Origin of the sequence: Vibrio sp. V39_P1S14PM300 (assembly GCF_009904765.1) — a bacterium.
GTDB classification, from domain to species: domain Bacteria; phylum Pseudomonadota; class Gammaproteobacteria; order Enterobacterales; family Vibrionaceae; genus Vibrio; species Vibrio proteolyticus.
Map to the genome: position 1 here is coordinate 1 of NZ_WXWP01000334.1, position 22,513 is coordinate 22,513.

Below are 22,513 nucleotides of genomic sequence, written 5' to 3' on the forward strand. Positions count from 1 at the left end.
GCGTGTCCAGCCACTGCTCTAGGAGTCGGGTACAGCTTCCCATCGGCAACAGATTACCGCGTTCGTTCTTTATCATGAATATATCAAATTCAAGCGAACGTTGAGTCGGGTTGGTCATAGGCCTTTCCTTTTTATTAACGTGTAACCAGAAACAACAGAGGCCGTGAAAAATCACAGCCCCTGTTACCTTCATCAGAATGTGCTCAGAATGTCCTGCTCTGATTGATCAGTGATCTGATCCAAGCCTTCCATATAAGCGTTGATGGTGAACGCTGTCGCCTCCATGGCTTTGCACATACCAGATATTTTTTCGACGTAGTGCTTTACTTCATAAAGACTCATCGCCGCATCCTCACGGCTCTTAACCAAAGCGCCGAGAGCGGCGGTATTGGTCGGATCTTGATGAAACTTCTGACTGCACACATTCATCTGCTGTTTGCGTGCATTGAGGATCTCCACCGACTGTTTGAGCTTGTACAAATTCCGCTGAATTTGTGGCCCTAAGTCAGCAATGTCTTTCGCCTGCCATTTGGCTTTTTTGCGGTTATATTCCTGCTTGCCCAACTTGGCGGTCAGCATGTTGCTGTTACCCGCAGCAGTGTATTCACCTTTCTTGCGCGCGCGCCGCTTGCCGGTGTACTTACCCACCGCGTACTCGCCAGCCTTGATGCCCAGCTTGGCGATCTCACCAAGCGGGACCACGCTCAACGGCACTTTAACAACCTTCATTGGGTTCTTTTTCAGCGAACGTGCCATGTCCTGTGCCTTGCGCTGCATTTTGTAGAATCGTTCGCCCTGGTGCTTGGCGTAAATCTGCTGCGCACCGGTCAACCAGGCCTGACCGGATTTCCCTTGCAGTTGGGAACGTCGGTCTGCCGACAATACCGAAGGCGTGGTGAAAGCAGACACGTTGTTGGCCGTTTTCTGGCTGATATACTGGTGGAATTTCTGCTTTACCTCTTCCACCGCCTGAGTCTTCTCGAGTTTGCTAAAGCCAAGCTCAATTTTTTCCACCGGAATATCGACGGCCTTGCCAAGTGGCGTACTCTCAAAAATACCGGTCGTGAAATCAAACGCGCTGTCCCCAATGGCAACGCCGTTAAATTCACCGGCCGTCGCCTGGTCATAAATGGTTTTTCCCAAGGAAGTGGCATTTTGTAAATCATTTATCATTTTGTTGTTCTCTCAGATTGTTTAATGTCGGCTGCCACACCGTCCCGAACGCTTTGAAGCGCCTGGAGTAATAGGCGGTCATGCGCAAAAGGCATGACCTGATCGATGATGTTAATCAGCGCGTACCAGTCATCTCCCGTTTGCACCAGCCCTTCCCCACGTACCTGCTGGCCGGTGGCGAACATAGGCGTCACCTGCCATTCAGACAGTGCTTCCCGAGATGTGCCAATGCGATAACTCGCGCCGAAATCAATCAATCGAATTGTTTGGGTTGTGGGAACATACACAATGTTTGAGGGCTTGATGTCCCCATGAACCCAGCCCCGCGCGTGGCAGTGTTGAATCACCGACACGAGCGCAGGCAAAACTGCGACAAACAGAGCCAGATCGGCCTCATCAAATTCACTCAGTGGCATCGCTGATGAATCGAACTCCAGTATTAAGGCCTGCCTATCAGTATCCACCGCATGCACACGCTGAACGCCGACACCACGACAGGCCTCTAGCGCCTGCCATTCTCGCCACATGGCCTCTGGCGACGCATAGTGCTTAACGTAAGTCTGCGCTTGCTCGGCAGGCTCCGTTGTGGCCCCTACCTGTTCGGCCCTGACCATCACAACTGCTTGGGTAGACTGAAGTGGGTGAACAGGGACTTATCCAACGTCTGATTGGAATCACGCAGGGTGTAATCCAGTACGATGTTGTTGTCGCTGATCTTGTAATTCAGCTTGCGTACTAACCGGCTTGCCGTCGCACTACTGTCGCCCTCAAACAGCGCGCGGAACAGGGCCCACTGACCTGTGTATGCCTGGGTCGCAACACGATTGTCCCCTTTGTAAAAGTTGGCGCTCAGGTAGCCGTCTACCCCGGTTGTCGGCCAGTCCACTTCACGCCACACGCGTGGGCCGTGCTTGTAACTGAACACGCTTTCCGCTTCTCTCAGCTGGAACTCTGTTACGTCCGTACTCATCGAGCTGGCTTTGAGGCCAAGTTTCAGCGCCAACTCCTGCCCCGTGGGACCAAAGAAGGTTTTACTCAGTCGGCGAGCCCGTTGCAGTTGCTGACGGCTGGTTTGGCTAATGGGTAGGGTCACACCATCGACTTCGTGCAACTTGAGCACTCCGTTGTCCCAGTAAACAAATGGCTTGAGTAACTGGTCAACAAACTGGTCTACCCGACCTTGTGGTTTAAAGAACTGGGCGAAATCGTTGAGGTTCACTTCACCACGACCCTGCAACGCGAACGGGAAACGTCCTTCAATTGCGGCCACGTAAAACTGGTAGACCTGTTCGTCCCACTGTTTGTCGAGGTAGCTCACACTGCCCGTCACGACCTGGCGCCACGCCTGTGCACTGATGTTTTTGGTCCACTGTGCTACCGGCCCGGGCGCTTTGGCCCCCAGACGCTGAAATACAACAATCGCATCCTGGCTGCCTTCCGCATGGGCGAGCGCATAGCCGTGAAACGCCTTGCCCGGATTGGAGCTGGATAATGCGGCATCGTAGTAGGTGTTGAGCGCATCAAACTGCTGGATAAGGCCATCCAGTGGCACCGCATCTCCGGCTTTCCCGCTGCCGTTGACATAGTTGGCAAACGACAGGAACGCTTCATTAACAACAAATGAAGGTTGCAAGCGCAACAGCTTTTCGCCGACGGCACGGTTGAGTTTGTCTGCCGTGCGCAACCCCTTAGCAACCTTCTTCAACCCCAGCTGACTGGCCGTCCGTTTATTCTCTTTGGTGTCCGGCTGTTCTTCGACGGCGAGCGTCGTGTTGACCACCACCGCGCCGAGCACGTCCAGCACCGGGCTGGTGGCCGGCTCACGTGCACTTCTCAGCGCGTAGGCCAACTCCACCGGGCTGTTAAACTGGCGGATGTGGATGTTATTGATCAGATCTTTCCAGTAGTAGATGTAGTCGGCAAAGTAGAGGCGCTGGATCTGCTTACTCAAATCCGTCAGCTCGGCAATCGATGCTCCCGACATGTCGCCCTGAATGGCTTTGAACTCACTCAATTGCTTACGCAGCAATTCTGACTTGGCACTCAGATCGATCTGGCTGTAACCCTGCTTAGTGAAAATCTCCGGGATCAAATAGCCATGGAAATCCTCCGAAAACATGAACATGCTGTCGAACTTTTCGCCCAGTTGACGACGGACATCCACCTGAGTCCGATACTCCGGCAAGCTCTTGATACGCGCATAGATAAGGCGCTCCGGTGACAAGCCCTCCAGATTATTGGTTGCCACGGCAATCAACTCGTAGTTAGGGGCCAGGCGCTGGTCGTAATTGCTCTTAAACAGGTCGTTGATCAGCAGTGACAGCGTATTGATGTCATCCGACGACACATTGCCCTGATCCTTGAGGTTATCCAGCAGATAGGCCTGCATCCCCACAATGTCGAGTTGCTGACGGTCAAACAGCATCTGGTAATAGCGCAGGATCTCAAAGATTTTGCTCGGGTTCCCCAGATTGACGTAAACGTACAACTCGCTGCTGATCAGCTCTTCGAGTTTTGGCAACAGGATCAGGTTCAACTGTTCCTGATAGGTGCTGTAAATCCGCGCCGCGGTATCGCTCTGTTTGATGCTGACCTGCTGATACCAGGCTTTGGGTTGAATGCCCTGCTCCGCCACCGTGCGCAGTTCATTAAGTACCGCAATCATGTCTGGCATGGAATAGTTCTTCTCCAGACGCTGAATGTCACTGCCGTACAAACGCAGCTGAGTCATGGCGTCTGCACGCCACTGCTCATCCTGATTCCAGTTGTCTTTCAGCACTAAGCCCGCAGCCGACAATACACCGACCACAGCCACAACCGCCAGAGAGCGCACCGCCAGGTAACCGGCATGGCGCAACTCGTTGACACCAGTAATGGTTTTTTCCGGCAGGATCACATGGCTGAACAAACGTGACGTGAAGTAACTGCGACGTCCCGGCAACTGCTCCCGGGTACTGGATGAGTTAAATTCCGCACGCTCCGCCACGACTTGTGTGAGCAGATCATGCTCCACGCCTTTTTGTCCGGATGACAGCAGATACGCACCGCGAATCCATACGGCTTCGCGCACCCGGTTTTCACGCCCGATGTCCGTCAGCAGTTCATTGATGCGCTCAAAGAAGATCCGCAATTGGTAGGGCAAGGCGATCACCGAACCGGACTGTTCACTGCTGATGTTACGCAGCAGCTCAAATTGTTGCTCCGCCAACGTTTTCAGCAGCGCTTTACTTTGCAGCTCAAACTGGTGTTTATCGAAACGGCGATCCGCATCGCAGTTGAATGTCACACCGAACGGGTTTTCCACATCGCAGCCGGAAAACCCTGCAAAAAACTCGATAAAATCGGCGATCGCATCCGCTTTGGAGAATACGCTGTACACCGGCAGATTGATGTTGAGCAGGGCGCTCATCGACAACGCCGCTTCCTGATAGATGCTGGCCAGTTTCTGGCGCTCTTTGCGGTCGCCCTTGAGCAAACGATCACAGCCGATCATAGTGACCACGCCGTTCAGACCCTGACGTGGCCGATATTTAAGCAGTTGTTGTCCCAGTACCTGCCACAGCGCTTCGTCGACGCCTTCACTGTCAAAGATACGGTGACCGGCTTCGATCACTACCGCATGATCATTACTCCAGAAGCGCAGGTACTGTTCGGTATCGCTGTCTTCCAGATGACGTTCCGTGACCGGTTCGAAACCGTTTTGCAGCAACATAGCACTTTTCGCGTCTTTTTCACCGCCAAGCAATAAATACCAAGGCAGGCTGTAAATGCTGTCCAACTTGCTGCGACCATGACCACGCACCTTCTTAGTGGCCAGTCTGAACAGTTGCTGGATCACGCTGGTGTCTTGTTTGAGCAACACGTGTTGATCATGCAGCTCATTATCGCGCGAGGCTTTACTTGCCTGTTTCCACCACCAGAACAAGGTGGCGCCAATCAACAACAACGTGATACCCAGCGCGAGCCATTTCGGCCACTGCGGCTGCTCCGCTGGTAACCCTATCCAAAGTGCGCTGCACGCGGTGATCAACGCAACAATCCATATCAATACAAGAATTTTTTTGATCATATTATTTCTGCGCTCTTCTTATCGTCGCGTTGAGGTCAAAGCGAACATTGAGCTCATTCTTCAGCTTGCGAATCACAGCCAGATTGTCTCCCGCGCGAATAAACAACTCGATGCCGTGTGACGTTTCGCGGGTATAGGAATCGTATCCGCCTTGTTTAAGTTCAGAGGCAAGCCGCGCGGCATCGTCGGCACGGGAAAATACAGCCAGAACAATGTCCCACTGTGGACGGGTCGTGCTCTGCGGTGTTGCTACTGCGTTGCTCAGTTCCGGGCGCACATGGCCGATGTCTTCTTCGGTACTGACATAAACCAGATCCTGATCGGCCTGCCGGAGGTTCACCCCAGACATGTCAATAGTACTGAACTGCTGCAAAATCGGCTGGCTGCGGTTGTAGTACCAGTACTCAGAGGCACCATAACCTGCGGCAGCAATCAGCGTGGCCAACGCCAGCGTTTTGCCCATACTCAGCATGCGCCAGGGCTGCTTACCCTCAATCAGTTCGGGGGTTCGCGGTACCGGCAACGCGCTCTCACTGCGGTAGTGGCGGATCAGGGCATACACATCAGACTTAATTTCGTGCAACGGGCTCTCGTCGTCATGGCGATAACGACCTTTAAAGCCGAGCATCAGCAACACATATTGCAGCTCAAGAAAGTCGACCAGTTTGCCCGGCTGCTGGCTGGCCTTGTCCAGTAAGGCGAAGAAAGCTTCACCTCCGTTGCGCTGTGAAAACACTTTGCTCAGCAGAGAATGGTTTTCCCAGCGTGCCCGCTCTCCCCACGCGGTGTAGAGAATCGCTTCGTCAAATGCCGCGCACAGTACAAAACAACTTTTCTCGACGATGCTCGGGTGGTATTCCAGATACAGCCCGCGCTGGCGAAACAGGGCGATGGCATCCAGCAGTTTCTGCCGGAAGCGATCTATATCCCGTGGCGATCCCTGGCGCGGGACGGTCACCAGAATCCCGAGTAATTCGGTCGCGGCATTGAGCAGCGGACTGCCGTACACCGCGAGACTTTCAATCAGGCGCTCGGTACCAGAAATGTCTGCCTGACTGGTTTTGGCTACCCGCTGTGTTTGCGTCGGATTACCCGCTACTCGGCGGATTTGAACCGTGGGTTCTTCGTTAAAAAGTCCTGCCACAACTACCTACCTGATCACATGAAATTCAACGTTGATGTCTTCAATCCGCTCATCGATATGCAGCGCGATCGCTTCGTCTTTCTTTACCAGTGACTGCCACAGCTCTGACTTGGTATCCACTTCAAAGTAAGCCGCATCATGGCGGGATTTGAGCTCAGAAGGCGCATACGGCAAATGGCGCAATGACACCCCCGACAAGGCATTGCGCACCAAACCGGCAATATCACTGTTGCCAGCCAGCTTAGTGGCACGAGGGAACTCTTCGCCCAGACGCGCAGCGCCGATGGATGACGTCGCGACCAGAATAAAGCGTCCCTGATGGTAGAGGCTGCGATCCTGAACCAGAGTCCGCAGCAAACGACGGGTGACAAACAGCTGGCGATCCCACTTCAACGTAGTCACGTTATCGATCTGCACTTCACGCAGCAGCACCAACAGCTCAGAAAAGACCGCGGAAAAAATCCCGTACAGGTCATTCTGATTCCAAAGCGGAAACGACTTCGGCATTTTGCCCTCCAGCCCTTGCATCTGGCCCGCCATGGCGACACATTCCAGATAGAGGTGGCGGGTTAACAGTGTCCCGTCACTGTTCCATTGCTCCAGTTTCGGCATCCACACGCCCAAAACCTGTAACCACAGATAATCGCGCATCAAAGCCTGATAGCTCTTGCTGTTGGTCTCCGCCTGTAAACGGGTAGAAATGGCCCGCGCCCGGTATTGCACCTGAGCGAATACGTCGGCGACACAGTCTTTCAGATAGCTGGATACGCCAAAATGCAGGCTTTGCGGAATAAAGGCCTGATTGAGCACCACCGCTCCTTCCGACTTGTGTTCACTGATTTCCGCCACCGCAATCAGGGTGTAATCCTGGAGTTCATCCCCCTCCAGCTTGAGTTCAATATTGAGGGTCGCCAGTTCCAGTGGCACTGGATCGCTGTGTTCACGACTGGTATCAAACACCGGGTGTTCGCTGGCAGTGTGACGCAAACGGCTGTCTTCACCGACGTCTACGGCACCTGGCCGGCTCACCGGCAACGCCAGATAGACTTTTTTATGATGGGTATTTTTCGCCACATCTAACACCAGAGAGTGCTGAATATCAAACGGTGTTCCGTCCGGAAAAATACCTCGTGCACGGCGCACCGACACTTTACCGATATCCAGTAATGAACGGTCGAGCTCAAGTTGCGTCAGGCCATACGACTGAGGGCTGATCTGGCCAGCAAACTCGCGTGCAAAGTGTTCCAGATAACGCTCTTGCTGCTGGAAATGTTGCGGAGAGAGAAACATCCCTTCGCTCCAGACGACTTTATTGGTATCCATTATTTTTCCTCTTCACCCGATACAGACAGGTTGATGCCGTCGATCTCAATATTGATGGCCGCTGAGCTAACAATCAGCGGTTTGTAAATCACTTTATTTTTTGCCTCGCGATAATCCGCAAAGCCGGCGATCACGCCGATGTATTTGCTCCCCGCCGCCATCGGCAGCATCTCCTGACGGCTTTCGCCGGGTAGCACACTGGCCAATTGACGTGCTAACAAAAGCTCGGCTTTCAACACGCCTTGTTCGTCGTTATAAATCTGGATGAAATCGGCCTGGTTGAAGGCCTGACTGTCGGTTAACTGGTAGATGCGCAGTTCCACCGGCGATGGCTTACCTTCCACATTCGGGTTGATGTTCGAGGCCGCTTTGATGTTGACCACCAGTTGTGGGACCACCAGCTCATCGCCCCAGAAACTGCAACCTGACAACACCAGACTCAGTAGCAGTACACTCAAACGACGCATCATTGCTTGTCTCCTTCCAGATTGCGTTGCAGACGTAGCGCGTCATGAAAATAAGCCTGAAATTTCACCTGCCAGTCGCGGTTGTCGACCTGGCGGGCGAAGTAGCGTTTGTACATATCCCAGTACTTAGGCTTGCGAGACCAGAAACCGGCTCCGGACAGGTCGTCAAACATTGACTCCATCGCTTGCGGAGAAATGTCCGCCAACAAACGCGTCAGCGCCATTTCCAGTGCTTTATCTGTCTGTTGCTGGAGTCGCTGTTCGTGTTTACGAAATTCCGTCAGCGCAAACTGGACGGGCTGCGCCTCAAACGGAGACGGCTCCTGCGCTGTCGCTGGCAACGATGCCTGATAAGCCTCTTCGCCCAACGGATCATCTTCTTCAGTCTGAAACTCCAGATCGAAACCAAGGCGTTGACGTTCACGCGTGACGTCGTCACTTAGAAACGGATCGTCGTCAACCACATCAAAATCTGAAATCGTGAATTGCGGATCTTCGGGTTCGCTCGGCTCAACCGACATGCTGCTTAGCTCGGTACGAAACGGGTCATCCCCAAACTGTGAGGCAGTGGGAACCTCCGTCAATCGCTGAGCCTGTGCTTTCTCCGGAATGAAACACGACACCAGCAAACGATAACGACCAATATCCAACACGTCGCCGTCGCTCAGTGTTGACTGATTGCCTTTGCCAAGCGGCTCATCCGAACCGTTGATAAACAGGCCGTTGGTGCTGTTGTCCGCAATCTGATAACCGCGTGAGGTTTTGCGAATGATAGCGTGCGTTCCAGAGACTTCACGACTGGCGTCGCTCAGTTGCAGCGTCGCACCAAACGCCCGACCGATTTCGCCCCCTTCCTCTGGAAAGGCCTGATTCCACTGCGCAATACTTTCGCCGTCTGGAGAGCTGATGATTCTGATTGATAGCGGCATATGATTTACCTTTGCTGTAATTTCGCGACGGCGTTAACGACACTGCTTGGCAGCTTGGTTAAACTCCGTCAGAAAACGGGGATACTGTGTGACAAATGCTTTCGAGAAGTAGACGCCAAGTGGCTGCGACTTCATTTTGGTTCGGGTGATGGCCCGGTAACTGATGCCCATTTTCTTAATCGTCTGTTCAATGACGGCATCGTTGCCGAGGATCGCGCCAACATCGCCGTTGAGCATCAGCTCCAGCAATGCTTTGGGCGTGCGTGGTTTTTTACTCACCTGATAGCCATTCTTCTGCAGCCAGTACCATTTGTTGGAGCCAAACAGCGCGGCAACCTCAACCTGAGGCTTAAACATCGAACTGTTGATTTCAGAGGCTTCCGAGAGCGAGAACCAACTCCACTTCTGATCCGCCAGGGCATCTGAGTACACGGCGTATTCATCGCGTTTGCTGTTGTGTGACGCCAGAAAGAAGCCGTGCTGAGAGCCTACCTCCGTTTGCAGTTGCGCCTTGTCCCACTTGGTCATGGTCAACTGATACGGCTGTTGCATCACCCGCATCACGCATTTCACTTTGTCGATGCCCGGCCCTTTCATTACGCCGTTGACCTGATACTGGTATGGGAACCACTCTTGAGTCGCCAGCAGTAGGCGTTCAGGACGGCTGTCCGCCAGTGCACTCTGGCTGACCGTCAGACACGTCAGAAGTACCCCAATACGCTTACTCATGACCCCTCCTGAACCTCATACAGCGCATCAAACTGCGCCGTAAGACAATGCGCCACCGCGAGCGGCCGCTGCGCTTTGAGGAACGACAAACGGTTAAACACCAGTGATTGCACTAAATCGGTGTAACTCATCCCTTCCCGGGCCAGATCATGGCAAACCAAGCTAATCTGATTGCCTTGCGGACGTTTCAAATCAGGCTTCGGATTGGTTTCCAGCACGTATAACTGGCCGCGTGTGTCCATACGCAGGTCTACGCGAACCAGAGTTTGTAGCCCAAGCTGACGGAAAATCTTTTGACCAATCACCGCCAGTTGGCTACGCAGCGGTTCCTCGTCAACCGCCACTAGGCGATCTTGAGTGATAGGCTTTACGTCCATAGAGGTAAAGATGGGCTCATCCGCTGCCAGCAACCTCTCGGTGATCGAAAATGCCAGCGGTGTTGAAGACTGGGTTAATCGACCCTCTTTGAATACATACTCACCCGCTACCGCGACCACAAATTCACGTCCGGCAAGAAACGGCTCTATCATCACCGTGTGGCTGGTCGCCAGCCGCACTTTTTCTACTACGGCTGCCAGCTCCCGGCGGTCAAACACCGGATAGACGTGAATCGAAGCGCGTCCGGAGACCGGTTTCACAATAAAGCCATCGTTGAAACGCCCGGCAATGGCATCAATGGCAGCCTGTTTGTCCGGCGCCTCAAACGCTTCATCGATCCCCACCGTGACAAACGGCGCCGTCGGCAGACCGGCAGCAGTGATCTCATGCTTGAACAGATGCTTGTTGTCGAGCACACCGGCGGTCATTGGCGAATGTCCGACGTAAGGCACCCCAAGCATCTCTAGGGTCGACGGCAAATGACACATGGCATCGAATCCTTGCAGACCACCGCTGTTGGTGATCACCAGATCGATCTGCTTTTCCCGCAACTGCTGCGCCAACTCGATGTCTTCAGCCAACACCTCGACGTGTTGAAAACCGGACTCCATCAGTGCACAGGCGATATCGTGCGCCACCGCGGCGTAGGTTTTACTCGAGCGCGGGCTGAGGTTTTCAAAAATAAAACCGCTGGTGTGGGACTTGTCCCCGCCATGAATGACCGCCACCTTGAGATGTTGGCGGATCCACTCCAGTTGTGTTGGCGAAAAAACCGCGTGCGTCATGTCCTTTATACCTGTCGTTTGTGCTGCTCAATGAGCCGGACACTTAAGGTCGGCGGTGGCAGCAATTGGTATTCTGGTTATTGTTTGTATTGGAGTTGTGTTTGCTGATGCGGATGGCTCGCCATCCACACTCCGTCAGTCAATGTGAATCTCGAAACGGCCCTCTTCCACCGTAACCAAGACGGCCTGAACGGGCTTGTTTTCACTCATGCGAACAATGCATTGGTTGGCCAGCTCCGGCATCAGTTGTCGGTTGATCAATTGCTCCACCGCACGAGCACCAGTTTCCGGAGACTGGTTCATGGCAACCAACTGCTCAACGACCTCCGGCTGATAGTCAAAACGGGCGCCGTAATGCTCAGCAACCCGTTTGCGGATCCGCTTGAGTGACAAGGTCGCGATTTGCGCCATCTCCTCATCATTGAGTGGGAAGTACGGTACAATGGTCGCACGGCCCAAAAACGCAGGTTTGAAGAATTGCTGCAACTCGGGAAAGATTGCCTGGGTCAGTTGCGGAATCGAAGGACGGCCGTTTACGCAGGCATTCACCACCGCACTGTCCGCCGCGTTCGACGTCATGATGATGATGGTGTTACGGAAATCTATTTCACGGCCTTCGCTGTCCGAAATAGAGCCTTTGTCGAAGATCTGGTAGAAAATGTCGTGCACGCCCGGATGGGCTTTTTCCATTTCATCCAGCAGCAATACGGAATACGGGTTTTTGCGGACAGCTTCGGTCAGCACCCCGCCTTTGCCATAGCCGACGTAACCAGCGGGTGATCCCAGCAGCATCGAGACTTTGTGCTCTTCTTTGAATTCGGTCATATTGATGGTGGTGATATTGCGTTCCCCGCCGTACAAAAGGTCGGTCAGCGCGAGAGCTGTTTCGGTTTTTCCGACCCCGCTCGGGCCACACATCAGAAATACACCGACCGGTTTACGCGGATCCGTCAGTCCGGCGCGCGCCATGCGAATCGCTTGAGAGATTTCTGCAATCGGCGTTACCTGACCAATCACGCGCTCACCAATGTGTGACTCAAGATGCATCAGGCGTTTCACTTCCGCACTCAGCATGTTGCCCACCGGGATGCCGGTCCACAGCGCCACCACTTCCGCGATGGTCTGCTGTGTCGCCTGAGGTAACACCAGCGGCTGTTCACCCTGTATGTCGCGCAGTTGCGCCATATTTTCCGCCAGTTGCGCTCGCTCAGCGGCGGTATTCAGATCCTCTCCCGCCAGAAATTGCTCATCCAGCCGGGTTTGCAACGCCAAAATCGTCTCTACCAGTTGCGTTTCCTGCTGCCAGCGACCTTCAATCTCCTGATACTGAGCAGCCAGCACTTCACGACGTTGGCGCGCCTCATCCAGGCGTGGATGTTCAATCGACCACAGCGCCGCTTCATGGCTTAGAGTGTCGATTTCGTTGTCGGCATAACGAATTTGTTCTGCGATGGATTCCATCTGACGCGGGGTGGCGCTCTGGCTCAGGCCAATACGTGAACATGCGGTATCCAGCAGACTGATGGCTTTGTCTGGCAGTTTGCGCTCCGGCAGGTAGCGTACCGACAGCGATACTGCTGCATCGATCGCTTCCTGCATCACTTTAACGTTGTGGTGTTGCTCCAGACTCTTTTTCACACCGCGCAGCATATGTACTGCGTCTTCTTCACTCGGCTCACCAACCGCCACCACCTGAAAACGGCGGGTCAGTGCGGCGTCCGATTCAAAATACTGTTTGTATTCCGCCCAGGTCGTTGCGGCCAGTGAACGGAACTCACCACGCGCAAGCGCTGGTTTGAGGATGTTGGCCGCATCGTTTTGTCCGGCGGCGCCCCCGGCCCCAATCAAGGTATGCGCTTCATCAATGAACATGATGATCGGCGTGCGGGACTGCTTGATCTCGTTAATTACGTCTTTGAGGCGGTTTTCAAATTCGCCTTTAATGCTGGCGCCCGCCTGAAGCAGCGACAAATCCAGACTCCGCAATTCCACGTTCGCCAGCGCTGGCGGGACATTCCCCTCCACTATTTGCTGGGCCAGACCTTCAACAATCGCGGTTTTACCGACCCCTGGGTCACCGACCAGAATTGGGCTGTTCTGACGGCGGCGGCACAAAATATCAATCGCTTTGCGGATTTCATCGCCGCGTCCAGAAATTGGATCGAGGCGGCCATCGCGCGCAGCTTGTGTCAGGTTCTGCGAATATTTGTCCAGTGCCGGGGTCGCCGCCTCTCCCTGAGCTGGTATCGCACTATCGATTGAACGCTCACCCGGCACACTGATGGCCAGCGACTGGCTGCGCAGCCATTCTGACGACAACATGGCGACCCACTGGCTAAGCAAGCCGTTATACACACCCTGATCGAGACGCTGCTTCAGGACCATCAGCAGATGAAACTCATTCACGCTCAGTTGTTGCTGGTTGAGTGACGCAATCATCCAAGCGTCTTTCAACAACTCGACCAGTTGGGGAGATAACGATGGCGAGGCATCATTGCCACGTGGCAATCCGGACAGATGATCGCTGAGCCCTTCAAGCAGCGGCTCTTTGGCAAGCGACGCTTGTACCAGAGCACTTTCCCAGCCTTTCGCTTGTTGCAACAGCGGCAAAAACCAGTGTTGCGGTTCAATGGCGAAATGGCCGCGACTGACACACTCACCCGCCGCAGCCTCAAGGGCGCTTTTGAGCTCTGGGGTCAGCCTTTTGACCAGGCTTTGTAGTTCAATATTGATCATGGTCTTTCCTAACTTAAGGTCAGCGGCATTTCGACAAATTGCCGGCGATTGGTTTGATTGTTCATCCAGGCCGACTGGCCAATGCGCAGCGCGCTGTCACTGTGTGAAGACAGCCGTACTCGCGGCAAATACTGGCTATTTACTTTCATGTACAACGCGTATTTGGTGTTGACGCCCATGTAGCTGCGCACCAGATGGTCCAACGCCCGAATCATGGCCTTGTCGTGACGTATCGCCAGATAATGGTTGTAATCCTTGGGGCAGATTTTGATGTTCAGTTTCTGTCCGGCCATCAGCGTGGTTTTGCCCACCAGCGCCCCCATACCGAGCTGACGATTTTGCCCCGCGCCGCCAATCTGTGTCAGAGAGCATGGCGTCAGTGGCAAGTACTCCAGTTCACTGCGTTCAATGGCAAACTCGGCTGCAAAGTAGTCTTCCAGCAGCGCTTTGAGTGTCAGCGGGCACGTCAGCTTCATCCCCAGCAAGCCGGTGTATTGAATCAGATGACTGACCGGGATTGGCGCGTCATCCCCACTTTGTCCGGCCAGATTCGCCAACATGGCGGTGATCGACAGACGATGCTGATTCCAGCGAAATGACGCTTCCTCGATTTGAGCGGTCAAGTCGTGTTTCGTCTGCACCTGACAATAGAGGCGGAAATAGCGGTTATTAAAGGTGTCAAAAAAGTCCAGCGGCGCCTGCTCACCCAGGTCAAAGTGCGCGCTGAGCGCCTCCTTAAACAGTGCGCGAGGCATGGTACTCTGACTGCCTGATAGCGCCGGCAACGAAGTTTTCAGGATGTAGCCCGATGGCGCATCAACATCCACTGCCGTGACTTCACTGTGGTAGTAGGCCGGTAGCCACTCCGCACTGAAGCGCACTTGCGGACGACGTCCCGCCAACTGCGCCTGATGCTTAAATACCTGCCAGGCTTTTTCCAACGCGACGTTAAACTGGCCGCTCAGCAGACGATTTACAGCAGATTCTTGCATCCGGTTCTCCTCGGAAAGGCCATAAATACCCCGTCCTGACCTTCAAGACAGATATCCACCTGCGTAAAACTGTTAAATCCGGCAAAGTAGGCGAAAAAATGATCCAGCAAGTGACTGAATAACGCGATGCCACCGTTCACATTGGCCGGCGCGAGAGTCACGGTGATCTTGGTCCCGTAAGCAAAACAGGTTTTCCCCGACACCCGGATCGGCGCAACGACCTGCTCTTGTTCGATCTTCTGGACTGAGTCGATGTACAGATGGTTTTGCGCACTCTGGTTATGGTTGTAGAGATCAAACACGTTTTTCAGTGTCTCCGTCGGGTTGTCGGTGCCGAGTATCGCGTGATAGTTAAAATGCAGGTGACACAATAACGCCCACACATTTTTGTTGGCATCGCGGCTTCTGACCGGCAACGACGGGCGACGCAGCAATTGCATACGCGCTGGAATAGTCAGTGACTCACGGCAGGTCACGTGACTGTTCACAGGCAGCGAACCGGCGCGCACGCCATCCGTCGCGGTGGCGCTGACCTGCCACACACGCGGTGAGCCTGTGGCGTGATGATGCTGCGGATCCGCGACTTTGAGGCTGCTGTCGAGCACACCACGTTCATGAATGTTCTGCACCAGTTGCCAGCGTAACCCGGTGTCAGCCCGGTCAAATTTTTCGCTGTATATCTGCGGCACACAGACGGGGTCACCACTGGTCACATCCAACACCTGATCCACAGAGAACAGTTCCAACGCTTTCCCCTGACTGGCATCGAGATGAATGGGGTATTGCTTGTGAAAAAAATCGATCGGCATCGGCTCGGATTCTTGCCGATGCAAGTTCACCAGAGGTGTCGAAAACAGTGAGAAATGCTGCGCGTTTAACGTCCGGGACAACTCAACACTCAGCTCTTCGACGAAAACCTGAACCCGGAATTCGCTGCCTGTTATGCGTGGCAAGGCGTCTCGCACATCCAGACGAAAACCATGAAAACGTTCAGGAAACATGAAAAATTCGGTCAGGAGCTTAAACCCACCAAAGCTGGCCGCCTGATACGGAAGAACCGTGTCTTCGGCGTCAAAGCCCACCGGACGCAGTGCTTTCGCTCCAAGGTCCACACTGGTCTGATGGTCACAGATCCGTACCTGAGCCGTACCGTGCGAGAGCAGATCATACAAACGCAGGACGAAATGGCTGTCCCCTTTGAGGTGCAGGCTCAGAGTTGTAATATCTAGTGCCGACAAGTCAAAGCCCTCGTCTGTGGCCGCGATGGTCAGTTCAATCATCGCCTTGGCGTTCTCGGCACCGAGCGGTTTGTTCAGTTCAAACGGGGCAAATGCCACTTCAGCACTGCGAATGGATACCGGCAGCAACTCCACGTTTTGGGTCGAGCGAAATATTGCGCTGTTGCCCTGCTCGTCGGCCAGTTCAAACTCTGTGCCTGCCGGAACGCGATGCACCGCGCTGGCGTCCGGCGCAATATCGAAATCCATCACAGTGTAAGACGGCACCGGACGCAGATAATGCGGAAACAATAAACTGACCAGACTTTCGGTCAGCTCCGGGAACGAATCATCTAACCGCTGCTGCAAACGCCCGTTGAGCAATGCGACACTTTCCACCAGACGGGCGATTTGTGGATCATCGATGCTGTCTTTGCGGATCCCGATCGCACGCGCCGCGCCCGGATGGCGCGCGGAAAACTGAGTGGCCTCATCACGGATGAAGCGCAGTTCCTGTTCAAAATACGAGAGCAGAGAATCAGACAAGATTCGATTTCCTTACATCTAATTTGTTACTGCTGAGATCCAAAAATGAATCCAGCACAATCGCTTCTTCACCCAGCTCAGAATGCACCACCGCCGAAAGGCGGAAACACAATTGGTTCTGAGCCGATTTAATCTCCTGAACTTCAATCTCAACCTGGCTGAGACGCGGTTCGTACAGGCGGATCAGGCTGGCAATTTCGGCCACAATCACATCGCTGTTGGATTTGCTCTGAGAACGTGCCAGATTGCGCATACCCAGATTGGTAATGGTACCTTCAGCGCCATTGTGATCCGTGGGCCAGATCGGTGCCCGGCTGGAAATCAAGGTGCAGACGTTGTCGACAATCGCATCGCGCACACTGTCGATGTCGTCGTTCCAGGTCTGTGTTAATTTGGCCATCATGCTCATGCGTTCTCTCCGATCTCCAGACCAGACACCGAGGTGGTCAGAACCACCTGGGCATCCATCATTTCGTACTGATATTGCGGCTGAAGCATGATGTCGCAGCGATAACGGGTGCGATCCTGTGGCAGTTCTTCAATGCGTACCTGACAGGACTTGAGCGGATAACGCGCCATGATCGAGTCTTCACCGTAATCCACTTCACTGATGTAGTTCTGCAACCAACGCTCCAGGCTGCGCTTGCAATCTTCCGCACTGTCATAACGGCCGATCTGGTCACGTATCTGAGCCTTGATATAGTGGCCAAACCGACACGCCATCAGGTTGGTTTGCAACATACCAAGCTGACGCGCAGCATCGTCTGGCGCGCGCCTCACCGACTGATTGCTGAAAAAACCCTTGTGACCACTCAGGTACAGGCTGGTCAGCGGCACAAATCCCTGATTCGCCCAAAACCCGTCTTCTTCGCTGTAGAGGTCAACTTTGGCCTGCACCGATTCTGCCCCCGCTACGATGGCGCCATACGACGCGAATTCATCGTACGAGCGCAGAAAGCCAAACCAGCTGATGCGATCAAACTCCCGGATCACGTTGCTGGTCAGCAGGTAGGCGCTGTTGCCCCACAGCGCATGCTCTTTGCCCTGAGGCTCATTAAACAGAAAACCTGCGGGGTACTGCTGATAAGGTGGTCGCTGCAAATATTCCGGTAACACCAGGTAAAGAAAGCGTGCCGATGGTTTGTCGCGCAGCAATTGCCATGAGGTAAAATCACGACTGTTGAGGATGCGTTCGGCTCTGGCACTGTCGTGCAACTGGCGGCTTTGATCGTCACCAAAAAAGTCTTCATCCACACCCATGACCATCGGACATAAGGCCAGCTCTCCCAGCTCTGACAACAGTTGCAGCGTGTACAAATCGTCATAGCCCAGCTCATCGCCATAATCTGACGTTACCTGGTGATCGACCATCACCAAACCAAAAGGCGTGCCCCCTGCAGTATCAAACTCGTTGGCATACAGTTTTTTGTACAGAGCGCTCTGCTTAAGATCGAACGAATAATTGAGATCGTTTGAAACCCGATCCCAGCTTAAATCCAGCAGTTTGAGTTTGACCCGTCGCTGCGACACCGGCAGCGAGGTCAGTGACGTTAATCCCTGCCACGACGCTTCAAGCTGCTTAAACTGCGGCGCTTGGATTACGGCGGATAACTGCTCACTGATCGCGCTGTCCAGTTGGGCGATTAGCGCGATCAGACGTGCTTTGAATTGAGCAGTCGAATCATTTCTGGCACACGTCATCAGTTCCTGCCAGGCCAGGTTCGCAAGCAACGGTGGAATCGCTGTGTTCTGAGGGTGTGTTTTCATCGACTGCTCAATTTAAAACATTCGGAGGCGGGGTAGCCTCCGAATCGGATTAACCCGGAATGTTGGCTACCATACGCAATGAGGTAGTCAGCTCTTCCATTTGTAGCCATGGACGCAGGTAAGCCACTGCCGAGTAGGCTCCCGGACGGCCGGCCTGCTCTTCCACCGTGACCTTGGCTTCCACCAGCGGATGACGCGCTTTGGCTTCATTGCCAATGGCATTCGGGTTCACGTATTGATGAATCCAGGTGTTGAGATCTTTCTCAACATCGTTTGGATCCAGGTTTGAGCCAATACGATCACGCCCCATCACTTTGAGGTATTGAGCGATACGGCTGCTGGCCATGGTGTATGGCAGACGGGCAGAAATCGCCGCATTCGCCGTCGCATCGGCGTCGGCGTATGTCTTCGGTTTCTGTGTGGTCTGTGCGCCCATGAACACTGCATAGTTGGTGTTTTTGTAGTGCACCAGCGGCAAGAAGCCGAGATCGCTGAGCTCTTTCTCACGCTCATCGGTCAGGTTGACCTGTGTCGGACACTGCTGCAGCAAATCACCCGCGTCGGAGTAGTAGGTGAAGTTCGGCAGATTTTCGACTTTACCGCCGTTTTCCGTGCCGCGAATCGCGGTACACCAGCCGTAATGGGTGTAAGCCTGAGTCAGCAGCAGACCGAAGTCATACGCCGCATTGCTCCAGACAAAGTCGCTGTCTGATGTGACGATTTGCTGGCCATTTTCACGGGTTTTCAGCTCTTCAAAGTCGAACGATTTCACTGGCACCGTCGCTGCACCGTACGGCAGGCGAGCCATGGTTTTTGGCAGCGTCAATGCGACATAGCGCGAGTCATCACTGGCGCGGAAAGCATTCCAGCTGGCGTAAGCCGGGGAGTCGAAACCCGCCGCAACGGGTTTTCCGTCGGCAAACGTGGCAAACGAGTTAAAATCGAACATGCTGGCATTCGCCGCGGCAATGAATGGCGCATGAGAAGCAGACGCCACCTCGCCCATGTAACGTAGCAGCGCCACATCTTCGTCACCGTAGCCAAACTCGTAGTCACCCAGCAGTGCACCGTATGGTTGCCCGCCCGCAGTGCCGAACTCCTCCTGATACACCATAGTGAAAAAGCGGCTGCGATCGATCGCTGGCGCGTCTTCGAACTGCTCCAACAGCTCGTCTTTGGTGTAATCGGCCAGCTTGATCTTCAGATCCGGACCGAGTTCGCTGTTCTTTACCAGTTTCTGCAGACCCAACCAGGTACCTTCCAGTTTCTGAAAGTCGTTGTTTTGCATCACTGAAGAAAGCTGCTCTGAGATCTTTGCATCCAGCGCGTTGATGGCTTTTTCAATCGTCAGAGTGAGGTTTTTATCCCAGGTCACTGTGCCTTCCATCACCTGCGACGTCAGAATGCTCAGCAGTTCTTTGGTGGTGTCCACCGGCGTTTGCGCCGTGGCTGAGATCGCCCGATCCAGAAAACTCAGTGACGTTTCAGCTTCCGCCGTGCCCTGTGTGGCGGTTTGTTGTTCAACAGACATTATTCCGCTCCCTCTTTTTCCAGACCCAGTTCCTGCGCAAGCCCTTGGATGGCATCCGCACTTTGCAGCACTTCCTTCAGCAAACGCTCCAGATCACGCGAACGATCCGCTTTGCTCAACAGTACTTTCAGTTGGTTACGTGTTTCAACCAGTTGTTTCAGCGGATCAATCTGTTCAACCAGATTCTCCGGGTGGAAATCTTTCATCGAGCGGAAGCTCAAATTCACTTCAAACTGGCTGTCATCGTTAGCCAGTTTGTTATCAACTTTGTAAGAAAGACGTGGGTGGATGGTGCCCATCACGGTATCAAAATTGTCTTTGTCGATACCGGTAAACTCACGCTCTTCAAGATCCACTTTTTCCGATTCTGGTTTGTGGCCGGAGAAGTCACCGATCACGCCGACCACGAACGGCAGCTCTTTAGTCTCGACTGCGCCATTCGTCTCAACATCGTAAGTAATGCTGACGCGGTTTTTACTGACGCGTTTATGTTGTGAATTCAATGCCATAACGGTGTCCTAGTTAAGAATTTGCATCGGGGAAGAAGCTCCATCTGAGATGGAGCTTCGGCGAATATTATTTAGAGCCTGACAGCAACTTGCCTTGTGGCAGGTTGTAAGTCACGATGCCGCCATCTTTGATCTCACCGCCTTCCAGCTCGTAGTTGTGTTTCTGAGAAATCTCAACGTAAGACAGAGAGATGCTCTCGTAAGGCTGAGTACCGTCACTGCCACTCACGTTGTAAGAAACCAGACGTGCATTGGTCAGTTTCACCTGGAAGTAAAGCTTTGCACCTGAACCGTCTGATTCTGGCTTGGTGAATGCGATCTCCACCGTTTTGCCTTCTTTGCCCGGGTTAAACAGGAAAGACAGCAGATCTTCAGACGCGCCATCCACCTGTTTAGACATGTTCACTTCGCTCATTGCGACCATGCCCGAATCCGCGTTGTTACCGTTGCCGATATCCATTGCTACGTTGCGAACGCCGCCCCAAGAGTATGAAGAGATAGCGAACCAGCCGTTACCTTCCAGACCTTCAACCGTTGCGCCACCTTTTACGTCAACGCCATCAATACGCATGTAAATACTTGCCATATTTGTTCTTCCTTATAAGTAGGATGTGCACTTACCAACGCAGGGCTGTCGAGCCCGCAGGTTCGTGACTTTCACTTTGTTGTTGTTGTGATTGAGTATCAGCAGTGGAAGTCTGTGATACATGCTCTTCAATACTCATCGACTCAGTAACGGGAGGAGCCTTTTCGGGTACTGAAGTGTTTTCAATGTCGACGGCTGGCATCTCTACATCCGGTAACGTGACCTGGTCGAGATGATTCAGCCCGGCGGCATTAAAAATTTTGCTTAACGTGTCACCGCCCTGCTCCGCCATCATCTCCTGCAACAATTCCGGCAGAGGCAAATACCCCCAACGGATCGCTTTCTCAAGCAGGAAAGACACCGGGCTGTGCGGCTCGCTCTGGCGAAAGTAATCGGAGACTTCGCGCAGAAGATGAAATGCCAGGTCGCGGTTCATATTATTGGTGGTGGCGATCTGAGCGAGGTTGCCGGCACTGAGACTCAGCGGGGCGCCGGAAACAACATAACTTTGTGCGGCTTGGTAAGGCGTTAAGCCATCATCAGCCCCACTCGGCACTCTGTTTTCAGGCTGTTCTGAGGTCACGGCCGTCGGCTCAGACGTCGTTTTTGGCGTCGGTTTCACCCCGGTCAGTTGATGGAGAGCGTGCTCCAGACGCTGAAACAGCGCTTTGACGAACCCAAAGTTAGCCGCGCTCACGCCCACATTTTGGGTGTGCTGGCTGACCACCGAAGCGAGACGCTCAACCTGTTCAATACAGCGCACGGTGTTGTCCATCCGCTCCTGTATTTCCGCTCGTTGCTGCAACGCCATGGCGGACACCTGAGCTTTAAGCTGCTTGACTTCGCCTTTGCGCTCTGCGCTTTGATAGTCGTAAAACGAAACATTGCCCACCAACACTTGTTGCAATAAGGGCGCGTACACAATCGAACTTTCTTCGCTGTCGCCGTTGAGCTGGAAAAAAGCTTTCACTTTGGCATCGGCCTGCTCACGCTGTTGCTGATCTGGCTCAGTCGATTTGAGTTTCTCTTCAGGCAACACCGGGTGAAGCGAAGCCCAGTGTTGCTCTGCCAACTCGGCCAGCCATTGCAACACGTTGGCAGCGCTGTTTAGCGACGAATCCAGTAAGATTTGTGCGGCAATAAACCAGGCGATCAACTCAATATCACGTGTGGTGGTCTCAAACTGATTCAACAAACTCTCAGCCAAGGTTTGCCAGCTCGCCAGACATGCTTTTTGCAGATCTTCAAGCTCATCTTCACTGGGGTTCTGGCTCAATTTACGCAAAGCCGTTTGTGCCATATTGAATTCATTTCTCAGTGGACGAAACGCACTCTTATCAAGCTTGAGATAGCGTCCGCACACGGCATCAGACGCAATCGGAACCACAAGTTGTTCAATGTTTTGTTTTGAAAACGGCATGCTTTACCTGCGTAATTTTTGTTATCAATCTGCGCGGTGAATTGGCTAGACAAGTCCCAGTCAAAATTTGAGCAAAAGAACACCTCAAGCTGTGATTTTTAACTTCACATCTTGTCGCTTTATACGCGTCGACTTTTATATTTATCTTCTACACGAATATATAAACGGCTTTAAAAATCTATTAATTTATATATCGATAACAACATTTAATG

18 protein-coding genes are annotated in these 22,513 nt (G+C 53.4%); all 18 read right to left on the reverse strand.

Features of this window, described 5'->3' with window-relative positions; genetic code table 11:
* Positions 1–192 precede the first annotated feature (192 nt).
* On the reverse strand, positions 193–1,173 hold the full coding sequence (locus CAG65_RS17395) for a hypothetical protein (RefSeq protein ID WP_021703699.1): 981 nt from the start codon (positions 1,171–1,173) through the stop codon (positions 193–195).
* On the reverse strand, positions 1,170–1,787 hold the full coding sequence (locus CAG65_RS17400) for a protein kinase domain-containing protein (RefSeq protein ID WP_161454433.1): 618 nt from the start codon (positions 1,785–1,787) through the stop codon (positions 1,170–1,172). The genes CAG65_RS17395 and CAG65_RS17400 overlap by 4 nt, the downstream gene beginning before the upstream one ends.
* Entirely contained in the window at positions 1,787–5,242 is a 3,456-nt protein-coding gene (gene tssM / locus CAG65_RS17405; RefSeq protein WP_161454434.1) for a type VI secretion system membrane subunit TssM, read from the reverse strand. Before tssM ends, CAG65_RS17400 begins: the two co-directional genes overlap by 1 nt.
* Before the next feature lies 1 nt (position 5,243).
* Positions 5,244–6,386, reverse strand: a complete 1,143-nt coding sequence (gene icmH / locus CAG65_RS17410; protein ID WP_021703702.1) for a type IVB secretion system protein IcmH/DotU — start codon at positions 6,384–6,386, stop codon at positions 5,244–5,246.
* A 6-nt stretch (positions 6,387–6,392) separates the two neighbouring features.
* Positions 6,393–7,709, reverse strand: a complete 1,317-nt coding sequence (gene tssK, locus CAG65_RS17415) for a type VI secretion system baseplate subunit TssK (RefSeq protein WP_161454435.1) — start codon at positions 7,707–7,709, stop codon at positions 6,393–6,395.
* A complete protein-coding gene (tssJ, locus tag CAG65_RS17420; protein WP_161454436.1) occupies positions 7,709–8,179 on the reverse strand; it encodes a type VI secretion system lipoprotein TssJ in 471 nt (156 codons plus the stop codon). The genes tssK and tssJ overlap by 1 nt, the downstream gene beginning before the upstream one ends.
* On the reverse strand, positions 8,176–9,105 hold the full coding sequence (locus CAG65_RS17425) for a type VI secretion system-associated FHA domain protein (protein ID WP_161454437.1): 930 nt from the start codon (positions 9,103–9,105) through the stop codon (positions 8,176–8,178). The genes tssJ and CAG65_RS17425 overlap by 4 nt, the downstream gene beginning before the upstream one ends.
* A gap of 33 nt (positions 9,106–9,138) precedes the next feature.
* Positions 9,139–9,834 carry a transporter substrate-binding domain-containing protein gene (locus tag CAG65_RS17430; protein WP_021703706.1) on the reverse strand — a complete coding sequence of 232 codons (696 nt, stop codon included), beginning with the start codon at positions 9,832–9,834 and terminating at the stop codon, positions 9,139–9,141.
* Positions 9,831–10,997 carry a D-alanine--D-alanine ligase family protein gene (locus CAG65_RS17435; protein WP_161454438.1) on the reverse strand — a complete coding sequence of 389 codons (1,167 nt, stop codon included), beginning with the start codon at positions 10,995–10,997 and terminating at the stop codon, positions 9,831–9,833. Before CAG65_RS17435 ends, CAG65_RS17430 begins: the two co-directional genes overlap by 4 nt.
* Before the next feature lie 135 nt (positions 10,998–11,132).
* A complete protein-coding gene (tssH, locus tag CAG65_RS17440) occupies positions 11,133–13,733 on the reverse strand; it encodes a type VI secretion system ATPase TssH (RefSeq protein WP_161454439.1) in 2,601 nt (866 codons plus the stop codon).
* 8 nt (positions 13,734–13,741) lie between these two features.
* The gene (locus CAG65_RS17445) at positions 13,742–14,725 is read right to left on the reverse strand and encodes a type VI secretion system baseplate subunit TssG (protein ID WP_161454440.1); all 984 of its coding nucleotides are present in this window, start codon (positions 14,723–14,725) and stop codon (positions 13,742–13,744) included.
* Complete coding sequence (gene tssF, locus CAG65_RS17450) at positions 14,707–16,488, reverse strand: type VI secretion system baseplate subunit TssF (RefSeq protein WP_161454441.1); 1,782 nt, start codon at positions 16,486–16,488, stop codon at positions 14,707–14,709. Before tssF ends, CAG65_RS17445 begins: the two co-directional genes overlap by 19 nt.
* Positions 16,481–16,897, reverse strand: a complete 417-nt coding sequence (gene tssE / locus CAG65_RS17455) for a type VI secretion system baseplate subunit TssE (protein WP_021703711.1) — start codon at positions 16,895–16,897, stop codon at positions 16,481–16,483. Before tssE ends, tssF begins: the two co-directional genes overlap by 8 nt.
* Positions 16,894–18,255 (reverse strand): type VI secretion system contractile sheath domain-containing protein, encoded by a 1,362-nt coding sequence (locus CAG65_RS17460; RefSeq protein ID WP_161454442.1) that lies wholly within the window; start codon positions 18,253–18,255, stop codon positions 16,894–16,896. Before CAG65_RS17460 ends, tssE begins: the two co-directional genes overlap by 4 nt.
* A 49-nt stretch (positions 18,256–18,304) precedes the next feature.
* Positions 18,305–19,786: a type VI secretion system contractile sheath large subunit gene (tssC, locus tag CAG65_RS17465; protein ID WP_161454443.1), complete on the reverse strand. Its 1,482-nt coding sequence runs from the start codon at positions 19,784–19,786 to the stop codon at positions 18,305–18,307.
* Positions 19,786–20,295, reverse strand: coding sequence for a type VI secretion system contractile sheath small subunit (gene tssB, locus CAG65_RS17470; RefSeq protein ID WP_021703714.1), 510 nt, complete (start codon positions 20,293–20,295; stop codon positions 19,786–19,788). Before tssB ends, tssC begins: the two co-directional genes overlap by 1 nt.
* A gap of 67 nt (positions 20,296–20,362) precedes the next feature.
* Entirely contained in the window at positions 20,363–20,881 is a 519-nt protein-coding gene (locus CAG65_RS17475; RefSeq protein WP_021703715.1) for an Hcp family type VI secretion system effector, read from the reverse strand.
* A 31-nt stretch (positions 20,882–20,912) separates the two neighbouring features.
* The gene (locus CAG65_RS17480; protein WP_161454444.1) at positions 20,913–22,301 is read right to left on the reverse strand and encodes a type VI secretion system protein TssA; all 1,389 of its coding nucleotides are present in this window, start codon (positions 22,299–22,301) and stop codon (positions 20,913–20,915) included.
* Positions 22,302–22,513: the final 212 nt, after the last annotated feature.

Excerpts from the sequence above, each read along its gene's own strand:
- CAG65_RS17460 (WP_161454442.1), bottom strand. The coding sequence starts at position 18,255 with ATGAAAACACACCCTCAGAACACAGCGATTCCACCGTTGCTTGCGAAC.
- CAG65_RS17395 (WP_021703699.1), bottom strand. The coding sequence starts at position 1,173 with ATGATAAATGATTTACAAAATGCCACTTCCTTGGGAAAAACCATTTAT.
- CAG65_RS17400 (WP_161454433.1), bottom strand. The coding sequence starts at position 1,787 with ATGGTCAGGGCCGAACAGGTAGGGGCCACAACGGAGCCTGCCGAGCAA.
- CAG65_RS17430 (WP_021703706.1), bottom strand. The coding sequence starts at position 9,834 with ATGAGTAAGCGTATTGGGGTACTTCTGACGTGTCTGACGGTCAGCCAG.
- CAG65_RS17480 (WP_161454444.1), bottom strand. The coding sequence starts at position 22,301 with ATGCCGTTTTCAAAACAAAACATTGAACAACTTGTGGTTCCGATTGCG.
- CAG65_RS17475 (WP_021703715.1), bottom strand. The coding sequence starts at position 20,881 with ATGGCAAGTATTTACATGCGTATTGATGGCGTTGACGTAAAAGGTGGC.
- tssC (WP_161454443.1), bottom strand. The coding sequence starts at position 19,786 with ATGTCTGTTGAACAACAAACCGCCACACAGGGCACGGCGGAAGCTGAA.
- tssB (WP_021703714.1), bottom strand. The coding sequence starts at position 20,295 with ATGGCATTGAATTCACAACATAAACGCGTCAGTAAAAACCGCGTCAGC.
- CAG65_RS17445 (WP_161454440.1), bottom strand. The coding sequence starts at position 14,725 with ATGCAAGAATCTGCTGTAAATCGTCTGCTGAGCGGCCAGTTTAACGTC.
- tssM (WP_161454434.1), bottom strand. The coding sequence starts at position 5,242 with ATGATCAAAAAAATTCTTGTATTGATATGGATTGTTGCGTTGATCACC.
- CAG65_RS17425 (WP_161454437.1), bottom strand. The coding sequence starts at position 9,105 with ATGCCGCTATCAATCAGAATCATCAGCTCTCCAGACGGCGAAAGTATT.
- tssH (WP_161454439.1), bottom strand. The coding sequence starts at position 13,733 with ATGATCAATATTGAACTACAAAGCCTGGTCAAAAGGCTGACCCCAGAG.
- CAG65_RS17435 (WP_161454438.1), bottom strand. The coding sequence starts at position 10,997 with ATGACGCACGCGGTTTTTTCGCCAACACAACTGGAGTGGATCCGCCAA.
- tssK (WP_161454435.1), bottom strand. The coding sequence starts at position 7,709 with ATGGATACCAATAAAGTCGTCTGGAGCGAAGGGATGTTTCTCTCTCCG.
- tssJ (WP_161454436.1), bottom strand. The coding sequence starts at position 8,179 with ATGATGCGTCGTTTGAGTGTACTGCTACTGAGTCTGGTGTTGTCAGGT.
- tssE (WP_021703711.1), bottom strand. The coding sequence starts at position 16,897 with ATGAGCATGATGGCCAAATTAACACAGACCTGGAACGACGACATCGAC.